This is a genomic window from Acinetobacter sp. YH12236, from assembly GCF_013417645.1.
In the GTDB taxonomy this organism is placed as follows: Bacteria; Pseudomonadota; Gammaproteobacteria; order Pseudomonadales; family Moraxellaceae; genus Acinetobacter.
Window position 1 is genome coordinate 122,723 of record NZ_VPDM01000005.1, and the last position, 25,734, is coordinate 148,456.

Consider the following 25,734-nt stretch of genomic DNA (forward strand, 5'->3'; position numbering starts at 1 on the left):
ATGCTAAATTTTAATCGTTTTTAAGTCTTATTAAATATAAATTATCTAGTAATATTTTGTCTATAGGCACCTGGACTAACCCCTGTCCATTTTTTAAAGGCACGATGAAAAGCACTGACTTCCTGGAAGTTAAGCTGATCACTGATGTCCTGCAAACTTTGATCCGTACGGGTTAATAGTTCAATGGCTGTATCACGACGAATTTCATTTTTGAGCTGTTGATAAGTCACACCTTCATTTTTAAGACGCCGTTGCATGGTGGCTTCAGACATATTCATTTTCAAAGCAAGCTCATTCAGTTCAAGCCATTCAGCCGGAGGTACTTTTAAAAGCTGTTTGCGGATCTGTGCACTTAGCGCATAAGGATTTTTAAAGCGAACTAGTAGGTTATGCGGAGTCTGTTGAATAAACTGATACCAGGAGGTTTGATCCTGTTTTACTGGGAGCTGCAAATAGGCTGCATCAAACTGGATATAGTTTTCACTGGCCTGATATTCAATCTGCTCACAAAAACGGACTTTATAATCAAAATCATCGAGTGGTGCGGCACATTTCAGTTGAATCTGATTAAGTAAAACCCGCTGTCCGCTTAACCAGCATAGCAGGGTATGAATCAGCATTAGATAGGTTGCATAACTAAACATGCGCTTGGTCTGGTTCTGGTCATAGATCACGATATAGGCAAAGTTTTCTTCGACCATCAGTGTGCTGTGCAGATCATCCAGAATCAGATTAAAAAATTGCAGGATTTGCTGCAGAGCTTTTTCCAGCGTATCGGTCTGTAACAGCATTTTTGACAAGAGTTTGAAACTGCCACGGCGCATTGGATGGCTGTCCATGCCAAAAAATTCGTCATTCATGCTATCGGCAAGTGCAGTCCATAGCGCGGCATACTGCGCCACTGACACCCGTGCTTTAGCGGAATGAAGAATCTCTAATGGAATGGCAGCCTTAGTTAAAATCGCAGCAATATCATAATGCTGTGCTTTGGCATTCAGCAGTGCTTCATGAACCAGATCAATCGAAATGGTTCCCTTACTATATTCCAAGGCTGGTAAATGCATAGCCAGTCAGATATCCCTTCTTTATTGTCCAAATCCATCAGTGAAGATGCAACATTTGGAAATTGTACAGAATAAAATCTCTGTTTACTCTGCCTATTAAGTCGTAGCTTGTCATAAAAATAGGAACAGGACATTAACATGAAAATTCAGGGAAAAGTGATTGTGGTAACTGGTGGTGCATCAGGTCTGGGTGCAGCCACAGCGACTCATCTGGTAGAACAGGATGCAAAAGTGATTCTGGTGGATATGAACCAGGAGCAGGGCAATGCCTTACAACAGCAACTGGGTGAGCAGGCTGAATTTGTACAACTGGATGTAACGGATGAGCAGGCAGTTGAAGCTTTCTTTGATTATGTAGAAAACAAGTATGGCCAACTCAATGGCTTGGTGAACTGTGCTGGTATTGCACCTTCTGCCAAGGTACTGGGCCGCAATGGAATCCATGAACTGGCGATGTTCCAGAAAGTGTTGAATATCAATGTAAGTGGCACATTCAATATGCTTCGTTTTGCAGCGGCTTTAATCGCGAAGTATGAGCTGCAAACCGATGAAGAGGAGCGCGGTGTAATCGTGAATACGGCTTCAGTTGCAGCCTTTGATGGTCAGATTGGTCAGACAGCTTATTCTGCGTCTAAAGGTGCAGTCGTTGCGATGACGCTGCCACTCGCGCGTGAGCTGGCACGTGAAGCGATTCGTGTCATGACCATTGCACCCGGCATTATGGAAACCCCAATGCTGAAAGGCATGCCGCAAAATGTACAGGATGCTCTGGGGCAGATGGTTCCATTTCCACCACGTCTGGCCAAACCTCAGGAGTTTGCCCAGTTAGTAGGTCATATCTTCGAAAATAGCTATCTGAACGGTGAAGTGATTCGTCTGGATGGCGCCATCCGTATGGCTCCAAAATAAGTTCGAGCCAACGAAGCAAAATACAAAAGTCAGAGTAGATAGGTTTATTCACTCTATATGGAAAATTAAAAGATAAGTAAGGGATATACGCAGTGCTTTTAAATGACGAACAGAAAATGATTCAGGAGATGATGCGAAACTATTCGCAGCAAAAACTGAAACCTACCGCTGGTCTAAGGGATAAAACGGCTCAATTTCCAGCACAAGAATTGAAAGAACTCGGTGAACTCGGTGCACTCGGTATGACCGTGTCTGAACAATGGGGTGGAGCAGGCCTGGACTATGTGTCGCTGGTACTGGCTCTTGAGGAAATCGCTGCTGGAGATGGAGCCATCTCGACCATTGTCAGTGTGCAGAATTCACTGCCTTGCGGGATTACCCAGCGTTATGGTACCGAGGAACAAAAGCAGAAATACCTGACCAAACTGGCGACCGGTGAATGGTTGGGGTGTTTCTGCCTGACGGAACCTCAAGCCGGTTCCGATGCCAGCGCACTAGAATGTAAGGCAGAACGTGATGGCGATGAATGGGTATTAAATGGCACCAAGCAGTTTATTACTACCGGTAAGCATGCCCAGATTGCACTGGTATTTGCAGTGACAGATAAATCTGCGGGCAAGAAAGGAATCTCATGTTTCTTGGTACCTACCGATAGTCCAGGATATATCGTCTCGAATCTGGAAGAAAAAATGGGGCAGCATTGTTCCGATACCGCGACCATTATTTTTGATCAATGCCGGATTCCGGCTGAGAACCTGTTAGGTCAAGAAGGTGAAGGCTACAAGATTGCCTTGTCTAATCTGGAATCTGGCCGGATCGGGATCGCAGCACAATCCGTAGGTATGGCACGAGCTGCACTGGATGCTGCTGTTGAATATGCCAATGAACGTAAATCCTTTGGCGTCGAGCTGGTACAGCATCAGGCAGTAGCGTTCCGTCTCGCAGATATGGCCACCCAGATTGAGGCAGCAAGACAACTGGTCTTACATGCAGCAACGCTTAAAGATGCAGGATTACCATGCTTAAAAGAAGCGTCCATGGCTAAACTGTTTGCTTCGACTATAGCAGAGCGAGTCTGCTCGGATGCGATTCAGATTCATGGCGGTTATGGCTATGTCTCAGATTTCCCGGTTGAACGTATTTACCGTGATGTCAGAGTGAGCCAGATTTATGAAGGTGCATCAGATATTCAGCGTCTGGTCATTGCCCGGGAAGTGAGCAAAGTTTAAAAGTCATGAAATAGCCGACTGTTCAAATCCTGCAGCTCATTTGAGGGAGATGGAAATTGTGATGGTCTATAAAACATGGTCAATTATTGATAAAGCGAAAAGTGACTCAGTAGAGTGACACCTAACATGTCCTAGCAATAGGGCATGTTATATAAAACCGGCATTGCAATGGAATTCGCAGACGGTAGACAGAACAACAAATACAACGGACACAGACATAAAGTCTGTTTATAAACGGAATAGAGGTTGTCGTGATGAAGACACTAGAACAAGCGTATCGTGAATTTGATTTTGACACTATGGTTCAACAACATCTGGCAGGAACGCCAGATTCACTCAATGCCTATACAGAATGCTGTGGACGTTTTCTGGGACAAAACCGGATCGCGTTAATCTGGGAAGGTAAAAATGGCAAGACCCAATATTGGACTTTTGAACAATTGGCTGAGGCTTCAGGACAATTGGCTCATTATATGACCTCACTGGGTTTACAAGCAGGAGACTGTATTGCCGGACTGCTCCCACGAACCCCAGAATTATTAATTACCATTCTAGCCACCTGGCGTATTGGTGCGATTTATCAGCCTTTATTTACCGCTTTTGAAAGCAAGGCAATCGAGCATCGTATTAATACCGCACATACCCGACTCATTATTACCAATCAGGAACAGCGTGCGAAACTGAATGATCTGGATATTCCACATATTTTAACCGTCCATCAAACGCCTGAAAGTATCAATCAGGATGCAGATTTCTGGACTGAACTGAAGCAATATCCAACTGAGTTTGAGCCGGTTCAAGGTCATTTTAGTGACATTTTCCTGATGATGTTTACTTCGGGTACAACGGGGCTGGCAAAATCAGTGCCTGTTCCCCTTAAAGCTTTACTGGCATTTAAAGGCTATATGCTGCACGCCGTAGATTTACGTGACGAAGATACTTTCTGGAATCTGGCAGATCCGGGTTGGGCTTATGGTCTGTATTATGGAATTGCAGGTCCATTAAGTTTGGGGCATAGCATCATTCTGGATGAACGTGCCTTTAGCGTAGACAATGCTGTTGAAGTCATTAAAAAATATCGGGTAAATAACCTGACCGGTTCTCCAACCGCGTTCCGGATGTTCTATGGCTTTAAGGAAAAATTTGATGCTGAGATTAGCTCATGTTTACGTGTGGTCAGTAGTGCAGGTGAGCCATTAACACCTGAAGTCATTCAATGGTTTAATCATGAAATGGACGTCAATATCTATGACCAGTATGGACAGACGGAACTGGGAATGGTGATTGCCAATCATCATGCATTAGAGCATCACAAGAAAATCGGTTCTGCTGGCTTTGCTATTCCAGGACATCGTTTTGCAGTTTTAAATAAAGAGCATCAAGAAGTCGAAAAAGGTGGTATTGGTACTTTGGCCATGGACTGCTCAGCCTCACCTTTGATGTGGTTTGAAGGCTATGGCGGTAATAATCGGAAAGCCTTTGTGGGACAGTACTATTTAACAGGAGATACCGTAAAACTGAATGAACATGGTGGAATAGATTTCATTGGTCGTGCGGATGATGTCATTACGACTTCGGGTTATCGAGTTGGACCTTTTGATGTAGAGAGTACCTTGCTGGAGTGTGAAGAGGTGCTCGAGTCCGCTGTGGTTGGAAAACCAGATCCGGAACGTACCGAAATTGTGAAAGCCTTTGTAGTGCTTAAATCACAATATGCCGCTAGTGAAGAACTGATGCTGAAATTGCAAAACTATGTGCGTTCCCGTTTATCTAAACATGCCTATCCGAAAGAGATTGAGTTTGTAAGTGATTTGCCTAAAACCTCTAGTGGAAAAATTCAGCGTAATCTGCTTAAACAACAGGAAATTGCTAAGATTCAAGGCATTAAACAGGTCAGTTAATATATTCATTTAAATATAGTGAAAAGGTCGCAATTGCGGCCTTTTTTATACGATTAATTTGTTTATGTTCGAATTAATCAGAGAAAATAATTGTCATTACAATGTAATACTATTCATCTTTTAAATAAAATAAATCAAAAATTTAGCCTCTTAATAAGAGGCTAAATTGAAGGTGGAATTCTTATTTACTTATAGATCAACTTTTTTGTGCTCAGCATCTGGTTCCCCAGCTTCGCCAGTCACACCACCTTTTAATGCCTTAAATAGCTGCGTTACTTTGTTATCGGTGACATTCCAGTATTCTGCACTTTCAGCTTCAGCAATCAGTACACGCACGCTAGGATCATCTTTACCTTCAAACCACTTTTCTGCCCATGGATTCCATAATTTTTCAATCAGAATACGGTCAGTACTGATCTGTGCATTTGCACTAATTGACACATAAATACCATCAGAAGGTTTAGCGAAAGACAGGCCGATCTGAGTACGACCAGTATTGGCAGCTTTCACCAGATCATTAGTATCACGCATGATGAAATACAAATTCTGATCCTCATTCATTTGCTCAGAATTGAGCATGGTCATCGGCTGAGAATGAATTTCCTGACTTTCGGTCACATGGCTGATCATGGTGTAACGTACATCTTTGATTAGTTCCCATAATTTTTCACGATTATTATGCTGATTTTGTTCGTTCATCTATATGCTCCATACTATTTTTGAAAGCGAGGATAATTACTATTCCTTAAGCAGCTTAATCATATTTAGGAATGGATACAGAGGGTCTCACTGAACTGATACATTTTCCTACTGAATTGCAGGTAGCAGCTACAGAAGTGCTAAACAATCGAAATTCAGTTACAGGGTGATAAAAGAATAGAAGAACGAGGTTCCAGGAAGATGTAATACGTGAATAAATTAAGTGGCATATAGATCAAGTTAAGTGCATTCATAATATGACTATTACATATTTATTAGGACACTATCAGCTTGATACGGAGCATTTAACTGATATGCTATTTAGCGCTAGTATTGCCAAGCCATTTATTGATTTGCTGTTTATGCGCAAAGAAGTTAATTTGCTCGAGATTTATCCGCATATTGAAATTTCGGTAATTGCACTTTTTGTGGCACATGCTTCTTAAAAATCTTCGAAACAAGGAACGACGTTGTCTATATCGACTATGGATGCCATATCCCCAGAGTTTGAACTCACCGATGCTGAATTGCACTTATATAGTCGCCAGATTCTTCTGGATGGTTGGGATATTGAAGCACAGGAAAAGCTGAAATTTTCTAATATCTGTATCGTGGGGTGTGGCGGGATTGGTTGTGCCTTGGCAGAACTTCTGGCACGAGCGGGTGTAGGCAAAATTACTCTGATTGATCCTGATACCATCGAGATGAGTAATCTACAACGACAACTGGCATTTACGCCAAATGATTTAGGCTTTTATAAGGCAGAAATACTCGCGAAAAGGCTGGCTCAGATTAATCCGAATGTTCAGGTTGAATATATTAATCAGGCTTTAACAACTGAAAATGCAGAAAGTATCATTGAACATCAAGATCTGGTGCTGGATGGATGTGATCAGTTCGAGACACGTTATCTGATCAATCAAAGCTGTGTAAAACTGAATGTGCCTTTAATCAGTGCTTCTGCGATTGGTTTGCAAGGGCAACTGTTCATGATGGAAGGGGATTCAGCTTGCTATGCCTGCCTGTTTCCACCTGAACATCAGGCTGATACCAGTTTGCGTTGTGCAGACTCAGGCGTCTTGGCGACTACGCCAAATGTGATGGCGAGTTTGCAAGCTCATCATGCATTGCTTTATTTAGGCCTTGGTAAAATGCCACTTAGACAGAAACTTCTACTCTGGGATGGTCTGAGTTTCAAACAGCGCATTTTAAGTTTCGAAAAAGATACAGATTGCCCGGTCTGTCAGGCAAGATAGGCCTGCAAAATTTAATTTTTTTGCTACACTGCATGTAATTAATTTTTCCTAAGACATTATGAAAAAAAATATCTGGTTAGATGGAATACGTTCGGTTGCCCGTATGGGTGAAACCGCGGTAGTTGCGGCGAAGGCCGGCATTAAATATGCCACTGAAAAGCCAAGTAATGCCAAACTCATGCGTGAAACATTTGAGTCTTTAGGCTCAACCTATATCAAGCTCGGTCAGTTTATTGCCAGTACGCCGTCGCTGTTTCCGCGTGAATATGTGGAAGAGTTTCAGGGCTGTCTGGATCAAACACCGACCTTGCCATTCAGCTATATCCAGGAAGTGCTAGCATCAGAGTTTTCTGGCCGAAACTTGGATGAAATCTTTGCCTCAATTGAGGAAACACCACTAGCTTCTGCTTCCATTGCACAGGTACATGCGGCCAAGCTGGTTTCTGGTGAAGATGTGGTCATTAAAGTACAAAAACCGGGTGTGGAAACAATTCTATATACCGATTTAAATGTATTGCATTGGGCGACCAAACTGCTGGAAAAAGCAGTGCCGAAAGTAAAATTTGCGTCATTGGCAGATATTGTCGAAGAAATCAAAACCCGAATGGTGCGTGAGGTTGACTTCATCGAGGAAGCACAAAATCTGGATGATTTCGTCAATTATCTGAATATCACCAATAATAAAGCAGCAACTGCTCCTAAGGTTTATCATCAATATTCAACACGTCGTGTGCTGACCATGCAACGTTTATATGGCGTGCCACTGACTGATTTTGAAGTGGTGAAAAAGGTCGCTAAAGACCCGTCACAGGTTCTCATCACTGCAATGAACACCTGGTTTGGCAGCCTGATGATGTGTAACAGTTTCCATGCTGATTTACACGCGGGTAATCTGATGCTGCTTGAAGATGGTCGTGTGGGCTTTATTGATTTTGGTATTGTCGGCCAGCTTAAACCAGAAGTCTGGACAGCGTGTATGGCCTTTATGGATGCCTTGCAGCATACCAATTATACCCTGATGGCAGAGAATATGCTGAAAATGGGTATGACTGCAGTTGAGATTGATACCAAAGTGCTTGCGGCTGATCTTGAACGTTTATTTAGTGGTGTGATGTTAGCTGATCCTCAGGATCTATTAACTTCAAGCCCTGCAGATCTCAACGATATCATGATGGATATGGTAGCAGTCGGTGAACGTCATGGCATTCGTTTCCCACGTGACTTTGCTTTATTGTTCAAGCAAATGCTGTATTTCGACCGTTTCATGAGAATTCTGGCGCCGTATACAGATATCTATGCAGATCAGCGTTTGCAGATGGTTCAGACTATGGACCCAAATTTGCTGTTAAAGCACTAATTTAATCCCTCCCGTCCTCCCTTTAAGAAAGGGAGGCTTTCATTACAAAATAAATAGAAGTGATGAAAGTCCCTCTGTATTAAAGAGGGATTTAGGGAGATTATTGGTAAATATTAAATTCCGAGTTTTAAAATGGACGCAATTATTATTGAAGGCTTAAAGGTCGATACAGTAGTCGGCTGCTTTAATTGGGAGCGTCAAATCATTCAGCCTTTAATGCTGGATCTAAACATTCGTACCAACTTAGAACAAGCGGCACAGTCAGATGAACTGGAAGATACTTTGAATTATGCCGAAATCTGCGAGATTTCAGCGCGGGTGATTCAGGAAGCTCAGCCAAAATTGATCGAACATGCAGCAAAACTGGTACTAGACGCGCTTTTTGCTACCTTTGAAAGTGTAGAATCGATTATGATTACGATCCGTAAGCCTGCCATTATCGCGCAAGCCAATTCTGTAGGGATACGTCTTGAACGCCACCGCAACGATATTCGCCCTAGCACTGGCGAGTAATTGTCATCCACAGCAACATTTTCAGGCTGCCCAGCAACGGATCAGTGAGTTGGGGGAAGTCCGGTTTTCTCCAATTTACCTCATTCCATGTCGGGATAGTATCGGAGCAGATTACTGGAATGCGGCCTGCCTCCTATACAGTGAAGTTTCTGTTCAAGATATGACAGATTTATTAAAGCAAATGGAAACGGATTCAGGGCGGGTTCGACCATCGCATCAGATCAGCCTGGATGTCGACCTGATTGCATGGGGAAATGATTTAAGCCAGATGGAATTTAATCCCAAAAAATTACCGCTTGCACTAGACGTAAAAATCCCGATGCATGACATCTGGTCTCATCCTGCATTTGGATATGATCGCCGTCTTCAATATCCACAAGTCAAAATTTAATCTGTATCTGAAATTAATCTAATGAATTTTTCAGTTTTATCTAAGTAGGGGATCTGTATTTGCCAAAAAACTGTTATTTACTTTTTCTTTTTATAAAAAATAACTAACAACACAATAATTGCGAATAGAATGCCAAGAATAATACCTGTTTCCATACGTCACCTTTAAAGCATTATTTTTTTGATAAATAGGTCATAGCTATTTAATAGTTATACCTGTCTCAATCGTTCTAGAATTTTAATAAATACGAGATGAAACCTGTTCGATTATAACAGCTGAATAAAAGAATAGAGTTTGATTAAAATGTGAACCGATATTCTGTTGGATAGATGGTTAAATTGATTGATCTGCACTCAAAAAAATCAATGAGTCATCTTGTTTAAGAATTCATGAGAATAAAAAAAGCCCTCAAAAAAGAGGGCTTCATTTGATACTTAAATATAATAACTGGTTTTAGTCATTAACTTGGAAATACCGGTCATGGCAATCTTGACTGGAAGGGGTAAATCTACGCCGCCTGCAGCCAAAGCTGTATCACGGTGATGCAATTCATCTTCATTCATCTGTTCCAGAATGCGACGTGAGCGTTCATCTTGTGCGGGCAGTTGATTAATATGATGCTGTAAATGCATACTCACTTGGCGTTCGGTTTCTGCAACAAAACCCAGACTGTATTTGTCCCCCGCAATGCCGGCAATTGCACCCATCCCAAAGGAAAGGCCGTACCAGACCGGATTAAGTAAACTGGTATGGCTATCCAGTTCTTGTAAGCGGTCTTCACACCAGGCCAGATGATCCTGTTCCTCAATTGCTGCCTGTTCCATTTCCCGACGTACATTTGGTAATTTCGCTGTTAATGCTTGTCCATGATAAAGCGCTTGGGCACAAACCTCACCACTATGATTCACACGCATTAAACCAGCCACATGACGGGCATCACTCACGGTAAGCTGGGTTTCAACCGGTTTTGCTGGATTTTCCCGTTGTGAGGAAGTTGTTCCTGGAACAAGACTGCGTAATGCCTGGTCAAAAGAATGAATAAGCTTATCGACACCTGTATATTGACGCATGAATTAATCCTCCAAAGGGGCTTTTGCGGTTTTGATCATCGGTTTCAATCTATAGAGCAGCCATAAGGTAAATAGACCACTCAACACTGCAGTAATACAGAAAAGTATTTTAAGATCAAACTCTAAAATGCTTAAAATAATAATCGAGAATATAGCAGAAGATACCATGAAAACGGCATTCAGGATGTTATTTGCTGCAACCACACGTGCACGATGTGAGCGGGGAGAATGCGCTTGCATCATGGCATACAGCGGCACGATATAAAAACCGCCACTGATGCCCAGTAAAGTTACCGCCAACATCACATGATAATAGCTCCAGCCTTGCTGGAATACATCTGCTAGGCCAAGTAACGCACCGGTACGTTCCGGTACAAAGGCAAGACTTGCGGCTAGATATAAGGCAAAGACTACAAGGCCAATGGCGCCAATCGGCACCATTTTGATATTGACCTCAGTACCGCCTAATCTACGGCATAAATAAGAACCTAAGCCGATTCCGACAGAGAAAAAAGTTAAAAGCAGACTGGCGACATTTTCAGAAGCATGCAGGTTTTGTAAAGTAAGCTGTGGAATCTGGGTCAAATAAGTCGCACCATAAAACCAGTACCAGGAGTTACCCAGCAGAATTAAAAAAACCAGCGGTAAACTTTTAGCATATTTAATGGTCTGAAAGCTGGTCCGGAAAAAGTTCCAGTCAATATTGATTTCGGGTGCTGGAATACTCTGCTTCAGAATATAACGACTGGAGAGATAGCCAACCACGGCAATACTTAACACCGTCAGGCTGATCCAGATCAGATTGCCTGTAGAAGCAGCAATGACTGCACCACCCAGAATCATACCGAATAAAATTGCTAATGAAGTGCCTGACTGAAATAGTGCGTTACCTGACATCAATTCATCCGGTTTTAATACTTCAGGCAAAATGGCATATTTAATCGGGCCGAAAAAAGTGGATTGAGTGCCCATTAAAAACAGGGCGAACAATAGAATCCATAAATGACCGAGTAAGAAACCAATAGTCCCCAGAATCATGATCACAATTTCAAAAATCTTTAAATAACGAATCAGTTGGGAACGTTCATACTTATCTGCAATCTGACCTGCAGTCGCAGAAAAAATAAAATAAGGTAAAATGAACAACAGTGCGGCAAGGTTATTTAGTGTGCTAATACTGGCTGATTGTTGCTGAATCCAACCATAGGTAATCACCAGTAATAATGCCTGTTTAAAAACATTATCATTCAGTGCACCAAAAAACTGGGTCAGGAACATGGGTAAAAAGCGGCGGCTCGCTAACAAATGTTCATTGTTGTTCATATAAGACGTGCTACATTAAGATTTATTAAGAAATGTGAGATATACGTAAACATTGAGAAAAATCATGTAAGATACTTTCGTCCATGTAAAGGCAAAACCCAATAATTTAAGTTCTTTAGCTTATCTTTTTCGGTCAAATAATCAATTAAAGAATGTATTCGTTTAGAGTTTGCTATGCCCGCAAAGAGAAAATTTAAACAAACGATGCTGAATCGTAGTATGGGGTCTCTCGTACCGTATCATGGCCGAGCCAGGCTATGTATGAGTATATTTTTCATGATGTTATCGCATCAGGGCATGGCGCAGACCGAGCAGACCGAAACTCCGGTAGCACTGTCTCAGGCAGAAATGATCGAAGAGTTATCCCAGGAAGCTGTACGACAAGGGGTAGCTACGACCGAAGCTGAAGCAACAGAAAAAGTTGAAGAAGCTTTAGAGCCTGAAACTTCGGCTGTAGATAGTATGCAAATGCTGCAAGAACAGCAGATTATGGGAACGTCTCTGGGTGAATTTCAGCCAATTGAATTTGATGATTTAGAAAGCCTGCCGGTGCAAACGATTGACCAGAGCATGGCCAATGAGATTTATCAGGTTGCGGAAGAAGCGAAACGCGAGGCGCAAGCCTATCGCCAGACCGCGCAAACTGAAACAGTAGTCAATGATATGAGTCAGCAGGAACTGGTTGAAATCAATCAGGCACCTGTGAATGTTGATCAGCTTATGCAGTCCATTCAGGCCGATAGTCAGATCATCGTGCAAAGAAATGAGTCGGGTGCGACCTTATCCGAATTGCCTGCACCAACAACGCCTGAAAATGACAAACGTCCGAATATTTTCAAACGACTGTTTTATAAAATCCGTCCACCTCGCCAGATTATGACCGCCAGTTTGCCTCGGATCAGTGCAGATGTGGTCATTGTGAATGGAAATGGCACTGCGCAAAGCAATGGCGGATTGAATCGTAAAGCCCAGTCAGAAGGTTATACGAATCTCAGAAATAATGTAAAAGCTAAACTTTCCAGCTTTACCCAGGAATCCTTTGAAGATTTTTCATCTGCATTACCGCAACTCCGTAATCTGTCCAATCAGGCTGCCCAAGCTGTAGGTTATTACAATGCCCAGTTCAGATTTGAAAAATTATCTGACAATCGGGTTAGAGTCTATGTGACCCCGAATGAGCCGGTCATTATTAATACCCATAATATTGAGTTTAGTGGGCCAGGTGGGGAACAGCCGCAGTTCCAGGTTATTAGTCTTCTACCGGAACAGGAAGAAGGTGATATCTTTAACCATGGGGATTATGAAAAAACCAAAGACCGGATTAATACCGCAGCCAGCAATAATGGTTATTTTGATGCGTACTGGCGCTTGCATGATGTGCGCATTGCCCAACCCGAAAATACAGCCGATGTGAACCTGCGCTTTGAAACAGGTGAGCGTTATAAACTGGGTAATGTAGAGTTCAGGATGAGTGATCCTGAAAAAGAATTTCCGCTAAATCGTGATGTACTGGAAAGTCTGGTTACTTGGGAAGATGGTGCTGATTACACCTTCTGGCGTGTAAATAGCCTGGCCAACAACCTGACGAACTCACGTTATTTTAACTATACGCTGGTGGATGCGATTCGTCCTGATCCTATTGATCGAGAGCTGGAACTGGCACCGGATATTCAGAGTCTGATAGAAGAACAGAAGTTTTCAGAAGATGAAATAGGTGTAGCCAAGAAAGCTGCACCGGCATCCGATCAGGAAGTTACACAGGATGTGGTGGATGAAGATCAGTTTGCTGGTAGTCGTGATGCAGAGAATCCAAATTTAAGAACTTTGCGGGTTCAGCAACAGACTAAAGAAGACGAAGAAGAACGTTTAAAGGCTCAGGCTCGTGAAGAGAAAAAAATTCCGGTGATCGTGACACTGAATGCAGACCGTCTTAACAGTGCCGAAGTTGGTCTGGGTTATGGTACGGATACCGGAACACGCTTACGTGGACAATATCGCCGCGCGATCGTAAACAAGCGTGGTCACTCATTTGATGCCAACCTTGAATTGTCACAAATCCGTCAGTCAATTGATGGCCGTTATAATATTCCATACAACCATCCACTTAATGACTATATCAGTATCGTAGGTGGTTATGAGCGTGAAGAACGTGATGGTGTGGCTCAAGGTGATGGCCTGCTAATTGAATCCGCGGTACTCGGTGCTGACCGGATTATTAAAAATCCGCGTGGCAGCTGGCAACAAACTTACGGTCTACGTTACCGCCTCGATCGTCTGACTCAGGATGGTTCGGTTGATTTTAGCCAGATTCCGGAAGCGTTCAGATTCAATACTGAAGATGAACAGCAGTCTCTACTGGTGGGTTATGAAGTTTCCCGTACCGATAGTGATCGCCGGGTGAACCCGACCAAGGGTTTTAAGCAGACCTATAAAGTCGAATTGGGCAGTGAAGCTCTATTGTCTGATGCCGATATGGCGATTGTGAACGCAGGCTGGCGTTTTATCTATTCACTGGGTGAAAATGCCGATCACCAGTTTGTCGGTCGTGCGGATCTGGGGTATATCTTTACTGAAGATTTTGCCAAAGTACCCTATAACCTGCGTTATTTTAGTGGCGGTGACCAGAGTATCCGTGGTTTCGACTATAAGAGTCTTTCTCCAGAAATTGAAGGCTTTAAAGTGGGCGGACAGGCTTTGGGTGTGGCTTCACTGGAGTATAATTATCAGTTCAGGGAAGGCTGGCGCGCTGCGGTATTTGCGGATGCCGGAAATGCCTATAATGAGGATTTTAGTAATCCAACAGAATATGGTGCGGGGCTGGGGATTCGTTGGGCTTCACCGATTGGCCCAATTCGTTTAGATGTGGCGACCGGACTGTCAGATGACAATTATCCGATTCGTCTGCACTTCTTTATTGGCTCGCAGTTATAAAACATTTATTAATTAAAAAATAGTTATTTGGGTAGATCATGGTCGAGAACCAACCACAGCCAGAACAAGAGCAACAACCTGAAGTTGTGCCGAAAAAGCGCCGTATCTTTAGAAGTATTCTATTGTCGGTCCTTTTTTCTCTTATTTTTCTGCTGTCTGTACTGGCGATCCTGTTTTCTACCGATAAAGGCAGTAAATTCCTGCTTGATCAGGTGATGCAGCGCCAGGAAATCATCCATTACGAATATGAAGGCGGAAATCTGTGGCGCGGGATTATCCTGAAAAATGTTCTGGTTACCCTGAAACCGGTCGATGTCAAAATTGATCGTGCTGATGTCAAGCTGGGTTGGCGAGCAATTATCAAAAAAGAAATTCATCTGACTGAAGCAGATGTACTGAATTTACAGATTATTAATAAAAATCCGCCAAGTGATGAGCCATTCAAGTTCAATGCTATTCGTTTACCGTTTGTATTGCGGGTTGATCATTTACTTCTCGATCACCTAGTAATTAAAACCCAGACCAATGCAGTCGATTTTTATAATATCGAACTGAATGAAGCATTATGGTCAGGTACCGAGCTGAATTTCGAAGATTCCCGCATGGATATGGGCTATCTGTCGGTACGTGAAGCTACTGGGAAAATGCAGTTTGAAGGTAAATATCCACTAGATGCACGCGGGATTTTAAATCTGCCTTCACTCAGAGAAAGCCTGAATATTCATGATATTCAAGTACGTGCTAGAGGTACACTGGATACTATTCAGGCTGGGGTCGCGACCAACACTCCAGATTTGCTGACAGGCTGGGCGGTTCTGCACCCGATGCGTCCTAATGTACCTATGCGTGGTGAACTCCAGTTTAAACAATATCACTGGCCAATCCTGACAGAGCAGAAACTGTTTACGAAAGATGGTGTGGCTGAGTTTAATGGGAATACCAAGCGCCTGGATCTGAATATTCGCACCGATATTGAAGGTGAAAATATCCCGGATGGGCAATATACCGCAGTAATGTATACCGATCTGGTCAATCAGCTCAATATTACTGATCTAAATGGTCAGCTGATGAAAGGTTCAGTAAGTCTGGCAGGTACTGTAGGTTGGGCTGATCGGGTGGATTGGGATCTGACAGGTCGCATGAATGGGATTGATCCGAAACATCGGCGAATTCCACAGGTGGTGCAGGACTTTCTGCCACCAAGTCTGGACGGCAATATTGCCTCTACTGGTAACCTGGAAAATGGCCTGCATCTAACAGGACTGGTTGATTTTGACCGCTATGAAACCTGGAATATCAAGCTGGATCAGAAGCCGGTTAAAGACAATAAAGCTCAACCGATGTTACTGGATGTAGCCTGGAAAAATATTGACCGTGCTGTGCCTTATATCGGCTGGTTAAAAAGTGAATCAGGCGATGTTGATCTGGTACTGGTCGAAGGCCAGCAAAATATCCATGTCGCTACCCAGGTTGCTCAGCATGAAGAAGGGCTGTTGCCGACAGGAATATATCAGGCACAACTGAACCTAAAAAATAACATCCTGAATGTTCCAAGTTTTAAATATAGCGGAAATGGACAGGCCGGCAGTCTAACAGGTAATGCACGAATTGAACTGCCAGAAGAAAAACGTCAGCTCAGATGGTCCGCAGTATTAAATGCCCAGAACCTGAATACTCAGACTCTGGCTGCAGCTTCACCAATTGACCGCTTGAATGGTCGGGTAAAAGCCAGTGGTTATGCACGCCCGAATCAGCAGATTATTAACCTCAGCGGTGTTGATCTGACTGGACGACTGGCTGCGCAAAATGAAACCGTTCATCTGACAGGTAATAGTAATATTGCCTTGTTGTTCCATGATGAAAAAGCAGGTGGCGGATTCAAAAGTTATGCGGTCAATTATGATGGTGCATTAAGTGCTAGTCAGATCAAGGCCAGTCAAGGATTGTTAAAACTACGCTTGTCAGGTACGCCTGATATGCTAAATATCAAGGAACTGCGTCATGATGGGGTCGCTGGAAAAATTAATGCCAATGGTCAGGTGAATCTGGCAAATGGTATTGGCTGGAATGTAAATGCCTCTCTGGTGCGTTTTAAACCTCAGTATTTCAATGCCAAGCTTAAAGGTGAATTGTCTGGCAATCTGCAAACCCAAGGTGTCTGGTCAGATGCAGTGAAGCGTGTCCAGATTCAACGCTTAAATCTGGCCGGTATGTTGAATAATAAACCGGTACGCGGTAAGGGTAATCTGGCTGTATTGATTGACTCCAAGCAGCGTGGTTTTGTACCGCAGCAGTTTGAAGCCAATAACCTGTTCCTATCTTATGCCAGCAACCAGCTACAGGCCACAGGTAATGCGCAGAATTTGCAACTTAAAGTGAATGCGCCGGCATTATATGAGCTTTATCCGGGATTAAGAGGCCGGGTACAAGGCTACATCAATATGCAGGCACAACCGCGTTTGCAAGCAACTGCGAATCTGGCAGTGGATAATTTTGCCTTCAAGAACCTATTTAGCGTAGACAAGATTCGGGTACGCGGTCAGTTGCCGACTTCACAAACCACACCGACCTTATTGACTGCGACCATGGATCAGTTGCGTAGTGGCAATAGACAGATTGTACGTGGTGAAGTTTCACTAGCTGGAACGCGCGCCGCGCATGTACTGCAAGTTCAGGCTGAAAACAAGCTGTCTAAATTTTTTGTTCAGCTGGCAGGTGGTTTTAATGCACAAAATAATTGGTTAGGCCAGATCCAGCGCGGTGATTTCGACTCACTGCGTACTCATCTGGTGCAGCGTCAAAATGCAGCTGTAATTTATAACACTGCACAGTCGGATCTGTTTGTCGGTGCTCATTGCTGGATGAGTCAACAAAGTCAACTTTGCTTTGACCAACCAATTCGAGTGAATAAAACTCGAGGCAGTGCTTCTTTTATTACCCGTAATCTGGATCTGGCTGACTTTAGTGCCTTCCTGCCAGAAGGCATAGCATTAACCGGTAAAGTGAATGGTTATGCCAAGGCAGCTTGGGCACAAGGTGCCAAACCGAAAATTGATGCACGGCTGGTAACCCGCAATGGGGTGATCGGCTTATCTTCTGATGATCCGGAATATTTAGGCTCGACCTTAAAATATGATGAAGTGGGTCTGGTCGCAAAAAGCGTGGCCGCTGGACTACAGATTCGTCTGGATGTGAAAACACCAGATATTGGTACAGGCTATGCCAATGTGATTATTGATCCATATCGTGACAATAAACCAATGCGTGGCGAGATTGCCTTTAACCAGGTTCAGCTGAAGATCTTTAAGCCATTCATTCAGGATGTACGTAATCTGGATGGTACCTTGTCTTATGCAGGTAAAATTAGTGGAACGTTAACCGATCCATTACTTGAAGGTGAAATTCGGGTTAAGGACGGGGCGATCAGCATGATTTCATTGCCAGTCAATCTGACCAATGTGCAGCTCTATTCATCAGTCCGCCAAAATACCGCGACTATTAATGGTGCATTTAACAGTGGCCGTGGCGCTGGTAAATTAACCGGCTCTGTAGACTGGAAAGGTGATCCACGCGTACAGCTCAAACTTCAGGGCGAAAATCTGTTGATTCGTCAGGCACCGCTGATTACTGCAGTGGTTACGCCTGACCTGACCTTGGATATGTATCCGTTCAATAAAAAATTAAGCTTGAGTGGCAAGGTCGATGTTCCTCGTGCATTGATTTCTATGCCTGAAGCGTCTGAACCTGTTGTGGGCTTGTCTTCTGACGTACGCGTAGTACGTGAGGGAGATGACCAGCTCGCCATTCTGAAAGCGGCACGTCCATGGGATATTCGCGCAGATGTTGCAGTGTCGTTAGGAAATCAGGTGATCTTCCAGGGCTTTGACAGCCGTATTCCACTCTTAGGTCGTGTCAATCTGACACAACGTGGTCTGGAATCTGCGATGCGTGCCAATGGTGCGATCGGGGTATCACAACGGGTGAAAATTGAAGCTTATGGACAAAGTCTGGATCTGAACCGTGCAATTGCACGTTTCAATGGCCCGTTGTCGAATCCAACCCTGGATATTGATGCCAATAAATCCATTCAAGGTAGCACGGTGGGTGTACGTGTCACTGGTACAGCCTCAAGTCCTGCTATTCAAATTTATAATGATGCTGGCCTGTCTGAACAGGAAGCGTTGAATGCCCTGATTACTGGTCGTATTAATGAAGGGGCTTCAGGCTTGAGTCAGGCAGAAGGTTTCAGATCTGATGTAAATAACACCATTGCAGCCGCAGGGATCAGTCTGGGCTTAGGCGGTACGCGTGCCTTGACCAACCAGATTGGCCGCAGCTTTGGCTTGAGCGGTCTGGCACTGGATGCACAGGGAACCGGGGATGATACTCAGGTGTCTGTAACCGGTTATATTACGCCAGACTTATATATCCGTTATGGGGTTGGCGTATTTACCCCAGTGAACAAGCTGACTTTACGTTATCAAATGAATCAGCGTTTATATCTGGAAGCCAGTCAGTCTTTAGAGCGTGCAATTGACTTGTTCTATAACTGGAGATTCTAATCTAATAAAAAGCCCTCTAAATGAGGGCTTTTTTATAGGCAAGAGATTTAAAAATAGCCTAAGCATTTAAATCATCAGGCTATACTGATTTAAGGTATTTAATAAAATTAATCCTTAAAGGTCTCGTTTAGTGCATTCTGAACAGCTTCCACTCGAGATTTACAGGCTTTATACGCCTGCATAGACTCTTCAACGATTTTCATCAGATTATCAATATCTGGTTCTTGCTGAGATTCAAGTAATTCAGCATTCTTTTTCAAGATGTCATAGCCTTCCTGAAAGCTCAAAGTATCATGACTCATGGGGAGTTACCTGCGTAAGTTGTGCTGAAAATAGGCCATCGTGTAATTCAACCTGAACGGGTTGGACATCAATTTGATGGATTGAACGAACCACATGTTCTTGCTGGCGCACAATGGCATAGCCTTTGGACAAAACATGTTTGGGATTTTGCAGCAGTGTTTCCCGCATCAGGGCATCTAGCTGCTGGTTAATCAGTTGGGTCTGTTGCTGGGCAAGGTTAGAGGTGTTGGACTTGAGCTGCTCTAAACGTTGCAAGGCATTCATAATCTGGTGATTGGCCAAATTTTGGATTAGCTTTAGATATTGCTCATTCTGGCTTTGATAAGCTTGAATTTGCTGTTGAGAAAGTCTCTGGATACTTTGCAGGTTATTTATAACTTCTTGCGTCAGCTCGACGACATGATTGCGAATTCCAGCAATCACTTTACTTGGTGTGTCGAAAGAACGATGAGCAATTTCATCCAGAATCGTCCTGTCTTTTTCATGACCAATACCAACCCAGACGGGAACTGAACGTTTGCAGAGCAGGGCAGCCAATGCATAGTCATTTAAATAAGCCAGATCATTGACTGCACCACCGCCACGAATGATTACGATCAGGTCAGGCGCGTTATGATAAGTTTGTGCCCACTGCTTTAAAGCTTGTGCCAAGCTTTGCATGATGCTTTGCGCTGCCGTATTTCCCTGAAAGGTCGCACTGTGATAGATAAATTCGCATACCTGAGCTTTTTGTAAAGCATCAGCATCTTTCTTGAAATCGCCCAGACCTGCAGCCTTTTCCGGAGCAATCACCAGAATCCGGTTGAGGTCAAAAGGTGTAGGCAGATTTTTATTGCGATCAATCAGACCTTCGATTGTCAGTCTTTCTACAATCTGCTGATAACGTCGGGCTATATCACCCAAGGTATATCCAGAATCAATCTCTACGATATTTAGGGAAAACCCATATTGCGGATCAAAACTAGCTTTGACTTTGATTAAAACCTTAAGATCCCGGCTTAGCTCAATACCACTTTCACGTTCAAATTGCGTCACAATTTTCTGTGCAGCAAATTTCCAGATCGTGGCCCGGCAACTGGCAATGACCTGATCATTGTCAGGATCTTTTTCTGCCAGTTCCAGATAATAATGGCCAGCTTTAATATTTAAATTACGAATCTCGGCTTTGACCCACACCGGCGTATCGAAAGTGATTTTGACCACTTCCTGGACCGTAGAAAGGTATTCTTTTAAGGAGAGCTGGAGATCGTCTTGCATGCCGAGATAAAGTTTAAAATTCAATCAAATATTAAATCAATATGATTGCTAGTACAAACACTAAGCTCAGCGCATAAAGAAGACTAGGATAAAAAACTGAGGCAAGAATTAGCTTAATAGTCTAAAAACAAAATATTAGAGTAATCCTTGGTTGATGAAAGGTAATAAACACTTTGTATAATAATGTAATGACATTGTCATCTTGAAGCCATTCCAATATTTAACTGAATCTAAATTTTAGTTAGTTTAAGAAAGAGATTACTTTTAAAAGCTAATTATTGATTGATATAAATCATAGGAAATAGTGAGAAGTTAAATGGGATTAAAGCTAATGATATTAAAAAATGATCCTGCCGCTTTTTACAGAATTACAAACACTCAAGCCTTTTCAGATCTGACGCTATAAATGGAATATGCTACATTAAAGGCGAATTCCTTTAGAAGAATACCGCTCATGAAAAAAATAATTTTATCTGGTTTGTCCGGATTATTTGCATCCATCCTCCTTGCTGGTTGTAGTACAACCCAGTCGCCTGATTCAAACTCTGCGTCATTAGGAACAGCCAATCCAGCGAGTGCCTATTGTATCAATCAGGGTGGAAAGCTGGAAATCCGTAATGAAACTAATGGGCAAGTGGGCTATTGTCATTTAAAAAATGGGCAAGTGGTCGAAGAATGGGAATATTTCCGAGCAAACCAGTCTAAATGTATTGCTGATCAGGCAGCTGCGCTGGTGGGCCAATCGAATTTAACTGAAGCGCAAATCAAAGAGAAAACCAAAGCTCAAATGGTACGCATGGTTGCACCTGGCCAGCCTGTCACTATGGATTATCGTGAAGAGCGCGTGACGGTCACTGTAGATCCAGCCACTAAGAAAGTAGTTCAGGCAAGCTGTGGCTAAGATATGAAATGATACTTTCGAGCAGGCAGTATCAATAAGAATAGGTAGAAATTTCATTTTAAATGACAAATCTGCGCTGATCTCTTATAGTGCCTCTCGGAAGGAGAAATTCATGAAAAAGTTATTTGCTTTATCGCTGATGGTTGCTCTGGTCGGCTGTGCAGAGAAAAAACCTTTAACCCCTGAAGAGCAGTGGCATGGCTATTGTCGTAGTGTGGGGAATGCTGCACGAACCATTATGCTGGATCGTCAGAATGCGATCGAGAAAGAAAAGGCTGTTGAGCATGCCAACAAGATCGATGATGACATTACTCGCGGTTTTATCCTAAATATTATCGATGAAGTCTATGCACTTCCGGAACAGGAAATTAAGACCGATGTAGATGCAGCCCGTGAGAAAGTCCGCGCTGAATTTACCGAAAAATGTATCGCCACACCGCATGATAAAATGCCAGATTACAAACCGTTCTAAGGAACGGTTTTTTTATATTTAAATAAAACAAACTAAGAAATCATCATTCAAAATAAATAGTGGTTTATAGATATAAGAAAATTCTTCTAATAATAAAAATAGCCTAAGCAATATCAAATATAATTTGTGACAATTGCTAAATCTAAAATATAGAAATGCTTATCTTTATATTGAATAATGAATTTAACTCCAAAGCCTTGAGGAGAACAATAATATGGACGTCGTGAAGTATTTATATCACTCAGATCTGCTGTTAGAAGATGAAAAAGGATTGGCGATTATCGGTGGCGGACGCTATGTCCTGAGTGTAGGAGACAAGGTCGTGATTAAGCAGATCTTGGAGCAAGACAAAAAACGCTGTCTGGTCGAGATTTCCTTTGCCAGCAACAACCATAGTCAGACTTATGAAGATCAATGCGAATTAAAATTTGAGGGTTGTCGGGACGCTTTTCAGCAATACTTGAACTCGACGACAGTCCACTAAGGTGGAGTATCTTTTTCTAAGTAAATCAGGCAACATCGATGTTGCCTTTTTTATGCGTCAAATTTGGTTAAAAGTTGCCATATCTGTACTTAAATTATGCAAGGCGATGATGATTTGATTATTGAATGATCTTTATAAGCATCATTTAGTTATAAAATAATGAGCATCACAAAGAAACACTGTACTTGCATTAACTTTTAACTGGAATTTTAGTAAAATTTTAGAGTCCATATTATTTGTGAAGCTTTTATAAAGCAGGAATTCACAGGTAATTTTTTAAAAAAGAGGAATAACACCGTGCTAGAAGCTTACCGCCAACACGTTGAAGAACGTGCCGCACTCGGAGTCCCACCGAAGCCACTTGATGATGCTCAAACTGCTGCATTAGTTGAATTATTAAAAAATCCCCCAGCTGGTGAAGAAGCATACTTAGTTGACTTGCTTGAAAACCGTGTTCCAGCGGGTGTTGACCAAGCTGCATACGTAAAAGCTGCGTTCTTAGCTGCATTGGCAAAAGGCGAAGCGACTTCTCCACTAGTTTCTAAAGAACGTGCGGTTTACTTACTGGGCACTATGCTTGGTGGTTATAACGTTGCTCCTTTAGTTGAACTTCTAGAAGACGCAGAGCTTGGTGGTCTTGCTGCTGAAGCTTTGAAAAAAACGCTTCTTGTATTTGATGCGTTCCATGACGTAGCTGATAAAGCACGTGCAGGTAATGCAAATGCAAAAGCTGTTCTTCAATCATGGGCTGACGCTGAATGGTTCACAAACCGTGCAGACGTTCCAGAAGAAATCAAACTGACAGTTTTCAAAGTAACTGGCGAAACTAACACTGATGACTTGTCTCCAGCACAAGACGCTTGGAGCCGTCCAGACATTCCATTGCATGCAAATGCAATGCTGAAAAACGAACGTGATGGCATCAACCCAGAAGTTCCTGGTGAAGTTGGTCCATTAAACCAAATTAAAGACCTCATCGCGAAAGGCAACAAAGTTGCTTACGTAGGTGACGTTGTTGGTACAGGTTCTTCTCGTAAATCTGCAACTAACTCTGTACTTTGGTTCTTCGGTGACGAAATCGCTCACATTCCTAACAAGAAAGAAGGCGGTTATTGCTTAGGTTCTAAAATTGCTCCGATTTTCTTCAACACTATGGAAGACGCTGGTGCGTTACCAGTTGAAATCGATGTAGCAAACATGAACATGGGTGATGAAATCACTCTTAAAATCGACAAGGCTGCTGCTAAAGTAACTGCGTTCAAAGACGGCACTCAAATCGCTGAAGCTGACCTTAAAACTCCAGTACTTTTAGACGAAGTTCGTGCGGGTGGTCGTATTAACCTGATCATTGGTCGTGGTTTGACAACTAAAGCACGTGAAGAGCTTGGTCTTGAGCCTTCAACTCTGTTCCGTACTCCAGTACAACCTGCTGACACTGGCAAAGGCTTCACCCTTGCTCAGAAGATGGTTGGTCGCGCTTGTGGTCTTCCTGAAGGTCAAGGTATCCGTCCAGGTACTTACTGTGAACCACGTATGACTACAGTTGGTTCTCAAGATACAACTGGTCCTATGACTCGTGACGAATTGAAAGACTTGGCTTGCCTAGGCTTCTCTGCTGACTTGGTAATGCAATCTTTCTGTCACACAGCTGCGTATCCAAAACCAGTTGACGTTCAAATGCAACACACGCTTCCTGATTTCATCATGAACCGTGGTGGTGTTTCTCTACGTCCAGGTGACGGTATTATCCACTCTTGGTTAAACCGTATGCTTCTTCCAGATACTGTTGGTACTGGTGGTGACTCACATACTCGTTTCCCAATTGGTATTTCATTCCCAGCGGGTTCTGGTCTTGTAGCGTTCGCTGCAGCAACTGGTGTTATGCCACTTGATATGCCAGAGTCTGTTCTTGTGAAGTTCAAAGGTAAAATGCAGCCTGGTATCACTCTACGTGACCTAGTTCATGCGATTCCTTATGTAGCGATCCAAGAAGGTGATCTGACTGTAGAGAAGAAAGGTAAGAAAAACATTTTCTCTGGCCGTATTCTTGAGATCGACCTGACAGAAATGGAAACTGACCTGACTGTTGAGCAAGCATTCGAACTTTCTGATGCTTCTGCTGAACGTTCTGCTGCTGGTTGTGCGATCACTCTTTCTGAAGAGAAAGTTGCTGAATACCTACGTTCTAACATCACTATGCTGAAGTGGATGATTTCACAAGGCTATGGCGATGCTCGTACTATGGCGCGCCGTGTAGAGAACATGGAAAAATGGTTGGCTAACCCATCACTTCTTAAAGCTGATGCTGATGCTGAATACACTAAAGTGTATGAAATCGACCTTTCTACAATCACAGAACCAGTTCTTTGCTGCCCGAACGACCCAGATGATGCAAAACTTCTTTCTGACGTTCAAGGCGTTAAAATTGATGAAGTATTCATCGGTTCTTGTATGACTAACATCGGTCACTTCCGTGCAGCTGGTAAACTTCTAGACAAAGTACCTGGTGGTTCTTTATCTACTCGTCTATGGTTGGCTCCTCCAACTCGTATGGACGAACACCAATTGATGGAAGAAGGTTTCTACAATACTTATGGTAAAGCTGGCGCTCGTACTGAAATGCCAGGCTGTTCATTATGTATGGGTAACCAAGCACGTGTAGCTCCGAACACTACTTGTGTATCGACTTCTACTCGTAACTTCCCGAACCGTCTAGGTCAAGGTGCGAACGTTTACCTGGCATCTGCTGAGCTTGCTTCTGTTGCTGCTGTATTGGGTAAATTACCTTCTCCAGAAGAATACCAACAGTACGCTGCTCAAATCGACAGTATGTCTGCTGACATCTACCAATACTTGAACTTCGACAAGATGAGCGAGTATACAGATGCTGCTAAAGACATCGATACTAAGAAAATTGCTGCTGCTCAATTGGCTTAATTAATTGATAATTAAACTAAAGTAGTTTATAAAAGCTCCACTTAGGTGGTAATGCCAGTCAGTTAAGAGATTGACTGGCATTTTTTTGGGTATTTCTGTGGTTTCCCTTTCACAACTCGTGGGTAGTTTCTACTTCTTTTTTTCGGTAAAACATACCTTTTAGATTTTTCCATTA

20 protein-coding genes are annotated in these 25,734 nt (G+C 42.9%); 14 read left to right on the top strand and 6 right to left on the bottom strand.

Features of this window, described 5'->3' with window-relative positions:
- Window positions 1-41: 41 nt before the first annotated feature.
- A complete protein-coding gene (locus FTV14_RS04430; protein ID WP_166134947.1) occupies window positions 42-1,064 on the bottom strand; it encodes an AraC family transcriptional regulator in 1,023 nt (340 codons plus the stop codon).
- Window positions 1,065-1,202: 138 nt separating this feature from the next.
- On the opposite strand from FTV14_RS04430, the gene FTV14_RS04435 reads away from it, so the two are divergent.
- The 3 genes from FTV14_RS04435 to FTV14_RS04445 all read left to right on the top strand — a co-directional run bounded on the left by FTV14_RS04435 (window position 1,203) and on the right by FTV14_RS04445 (window position 5,103).
- Window positions 1,203-1,973: a 3-hydroxyacyl-CoA dehydrogenase gene (locus FTV14_RS04435; protein WP_180053421.1), complete on the top strand. Its 771-nt coding sequence runs from the start codon at window positions 1,203-1,205 to the stop codon at window positions 1,971-1,973.
- 92 nt (window positions 1,974-2,065) lie between these two features.
- Complete coding sequence (locus FTV14_RS04440) at window positions 2,066-3,202, top strand: acyl-CoA dehydrogenase family protein (protein ID WP_004783839.1); 1,137 nt, start codon at window positions 2,066-2,068, stop codon at window positions 3,200-3,202.
- Between the two features lie 254 nt (window positions 3,203-3,456).
- Entirely contained in the window at window positions 3,457-5,103 is a 1,647-nt protein-coding gene (locus FTV14_RS04445; protein ID WP_180053422.1) for an AMP-binding protein, read from the top strand.
- A gap of 189 nt (window positions 5,104-5,292) precedes the next feature.
- Here the strand turns inward: FTV14_RS04445 and FTV14_RS04450 are convergent, their stop codons facing one another.
- Window positions 5,293-5,802 (bottom strand): pyridoxamine 5'-phosphate oxidase family protein, encoded by a 510-nt coding sequence (locus FTV14_RS04450; protein WP_180053423.1) that lies wholly within the window; start codon window positions 5,800-5,802, stop codon window positions 5,293-5,295.
- 257 nt (window positions 5,803-6,059) lie between these two features.
- Between FTV14_RS04450 and FTV14_RS04455 the strand changes: the two genes are divergently transcribed.
- The 5 genes from FTV14_RS04455 to FTV14_RS04475 all read left to right on the top strand — a co-directional run bounded on the left by FTV14_RS04455 (window position 6,060) and on the right by FTV14_RS04475 (window position 9,319).
- Complete coding sequence (locus FTV14_RS04455; RefSeq protein WP_179993316.1) at window positions 6,060-6,248, top strand: hypothetical protein; 189 nt, start codon at window positions 6,060-6,062, stop codon at window positions 6,246-6,248.
- A 39-nt stretch (window positions 6,249-6,287) separates the two neighbouring features.
- Complete coding sequence (locus tag FTV14_RS04460; protein ID WP_166135057.1) at window positions 6,288-7,058, top strand: HesA/MoeB/ThiF family protein; 771 nt, start codon at window positions 6,288-6,290, stop codon at window positions 7,056-7,058.
- A gap of 58 nt (window positions 7,059-7,116) precedes the next feature.
- Entirely contained in the window at window positions 7,117-8,415 is a 1,299-nt protein-coding gene (locus FTV14_RS04465) for an AarF/ABC1/UbiB kinase family protein (protein WP_159123174.1), read from the top strand.
- Window positions 8,416-8,547: 132 nt separating this feature from the next.
- Window positions 8,548-8,928, top strand: coding sequence for a dihydroneopterin aldolase (folB, locus tag FTV14_RS04470; RefSeq protein ID WP_004783828.1), 381 nt, complete (start codon window positions 8,548-8,550; stop codon window positions 8,926-8,928).
- Entirely contained in the window at window positions 8,885-9,319 is a 435-nt protein-coding gene (locus FTV14_RS04475; RefSeq protein ID WP_125279517.1) for a 2-amino-4-hydroxy-6-hydroxymethyldihydropteridine diphosphokinase, read from the top strand. The genes folB and FTV14_RS04475 overlap by 44 nt, the downstream gene beginning before the upstream one ends.
- Window positions 9,320-9,753: 434 nt before the next feature.
- Here FTV14_RS04475 and coq7 read toward each other — a convergent pair whose 3' ends face one another.
- Both coq7 and FTV14_RS04485 read right to left on the bottom strand, forming a co-directional pair.
- The gene (gene coq7, locus FTV14_RS04480) at window positions 9,754-10,389 is read right to left on the bottom strand and encodes a 2-polyprenyl-3-methyl-6-methoxy-1,4-benzoquinone monooxygenase (RefSeq protein WP_004783823.1); all 636 of its coding nucleotides are present in this window, start codon (window positions 10,387-10,389) and stop codon (window positions 9,754-9,756) included.
- Window positions 10,390-10,392: 3 nt separating this feature from the next.
- Complete coding sequence (locus FTV14_RS04485) at window positions 10,393-11,712, bottom strand: MFS transporter (protein ID WP_180053424.1); 1,320 nt, start codon at window positions 11,710-11,712, stop codon at window positions 10,393-10,395.
- A 174-nt stretch (window positions 11,713-11,886) separates the two neighbouring features.
- Here FTV14_RS04485 and FTV14_RS04490 point away from each other — a divergent pair, with 174 nt between their 5' ends.
- Both FTV14_RS04490 and FTV14_RS04495 read left to right on the top strand, forming a co-directional pair.
- Entirely contained in the window at window positions 11,887-14,643 is a 2,757-nt protein-coding gene (locus FTV14_RS04490; protein ID WP_180053425.1) for an autotransporter assembly complex family protein, read from the top strand.
- Window positions 14,644-14,681: 38 nt separating this feature from the next.
- Window positions 14,682-19,205 carry a translocation/assembly module TamB domain-containing protein gene (locus FTV14_RS04495; protein WP_180053426.1) on the top strand — a complete coding sequence of 1,508 codons (4,524 nt, stop codon included), beginning with the start codon at window positions 14,682-14,684 and terminating at the stop codon, window positions 19,203-19,205.
- Window positions 19,206-19,312: 107 nt separating this feature from the next.
- Here FTV14_RS04495 and xseB read toward each other — a convergent pair whose 3' ends face one another.
- Both xseB and xseA read right to left on the bottom strand, forming a co-directional pair.
- Window positions 19,313-19,507, bottom strand: coding sequence for an exodeoxyribonuclease VII small subunit (gene xseB, locus FTV14_RS04500; protein WP_005235956.1), 195 nt, complete (start codon window positions 19,505-19,507; stop codon window positions 19,313-19,315).
- On the bottom strand, window positions 19,497-20,765 hold the full coding sequence (gene xseA, locus FTV14_RS04505; RefSeq protein WP_180053427.1) for an exodeoxyribonuclease VII large subunit: 1,269 nt from the start codon (window positions 20,763-20,765) through the stop codon (window positions 19,497-19,499). Before xseA ends, xseB begins: the two co-directional genes overlap by 11 nt.
- A gap of 454 nt (window positions 20,766-21,219) precedes the next feature.
- Here xseA and FTV14_RS04510 point away from each other — a divergent pair, with 454 nt between their 5' ends.
- From FTV14_RS04510 to FTV14_RS04525, 4 genes are all read left to right on the top strand, one after another.
- On the top strand, window positions 21,220-21,666 hold the full coding sequence (locus tag FTV14_RS04510) for an I78 family peptidase inhibitor (protein WP_180053428.1): 447 nt from the start codon (window positions 21,220-21,222) through the stop codon (window positions 21,664-21,666).
- 112 nt (window positions 21,667-21,778) lie between these two features.
- Entirely contained in the window at window positions 21,779-22,138 is a 360-nt protein-coding gene (locus tag FTV14_RS04515; RefSeq protein ID WP_004783806.1) for a hypothetical protein, read from the top strand.
- 214 nt (window positions 22,139-22,352) lie between these two features.
- Window positions 22,353-22,622: a hypothetical protein gene (locus tag FTV14_RS04520; protein ID WP_004783805.1), complete on the top strand. Its 270-nt coding sequence runs from the start codon at window positions 22,353-22,355 to the stop codon at window positions 22,620-22,622.
- Window positions 22,623-22,919: 297 nt separating this feature from the next.
- The gene (locus FTV14_RS04525) at window positions 22,920-25,559 is read left to right on the top strand and encodes a bifunctional aconitate hydratase 2/2-methylisocitrate dehydratase (protein ID WP_180053429.1); all 2,640 of its coding nucleotides are present in this window, start codon (window positions 22,920-22,922) and stop codon (window positions 25,557-25,559) included.
- Window positions 25,560-25,734 lie beyond the last annotated feature (175 nt).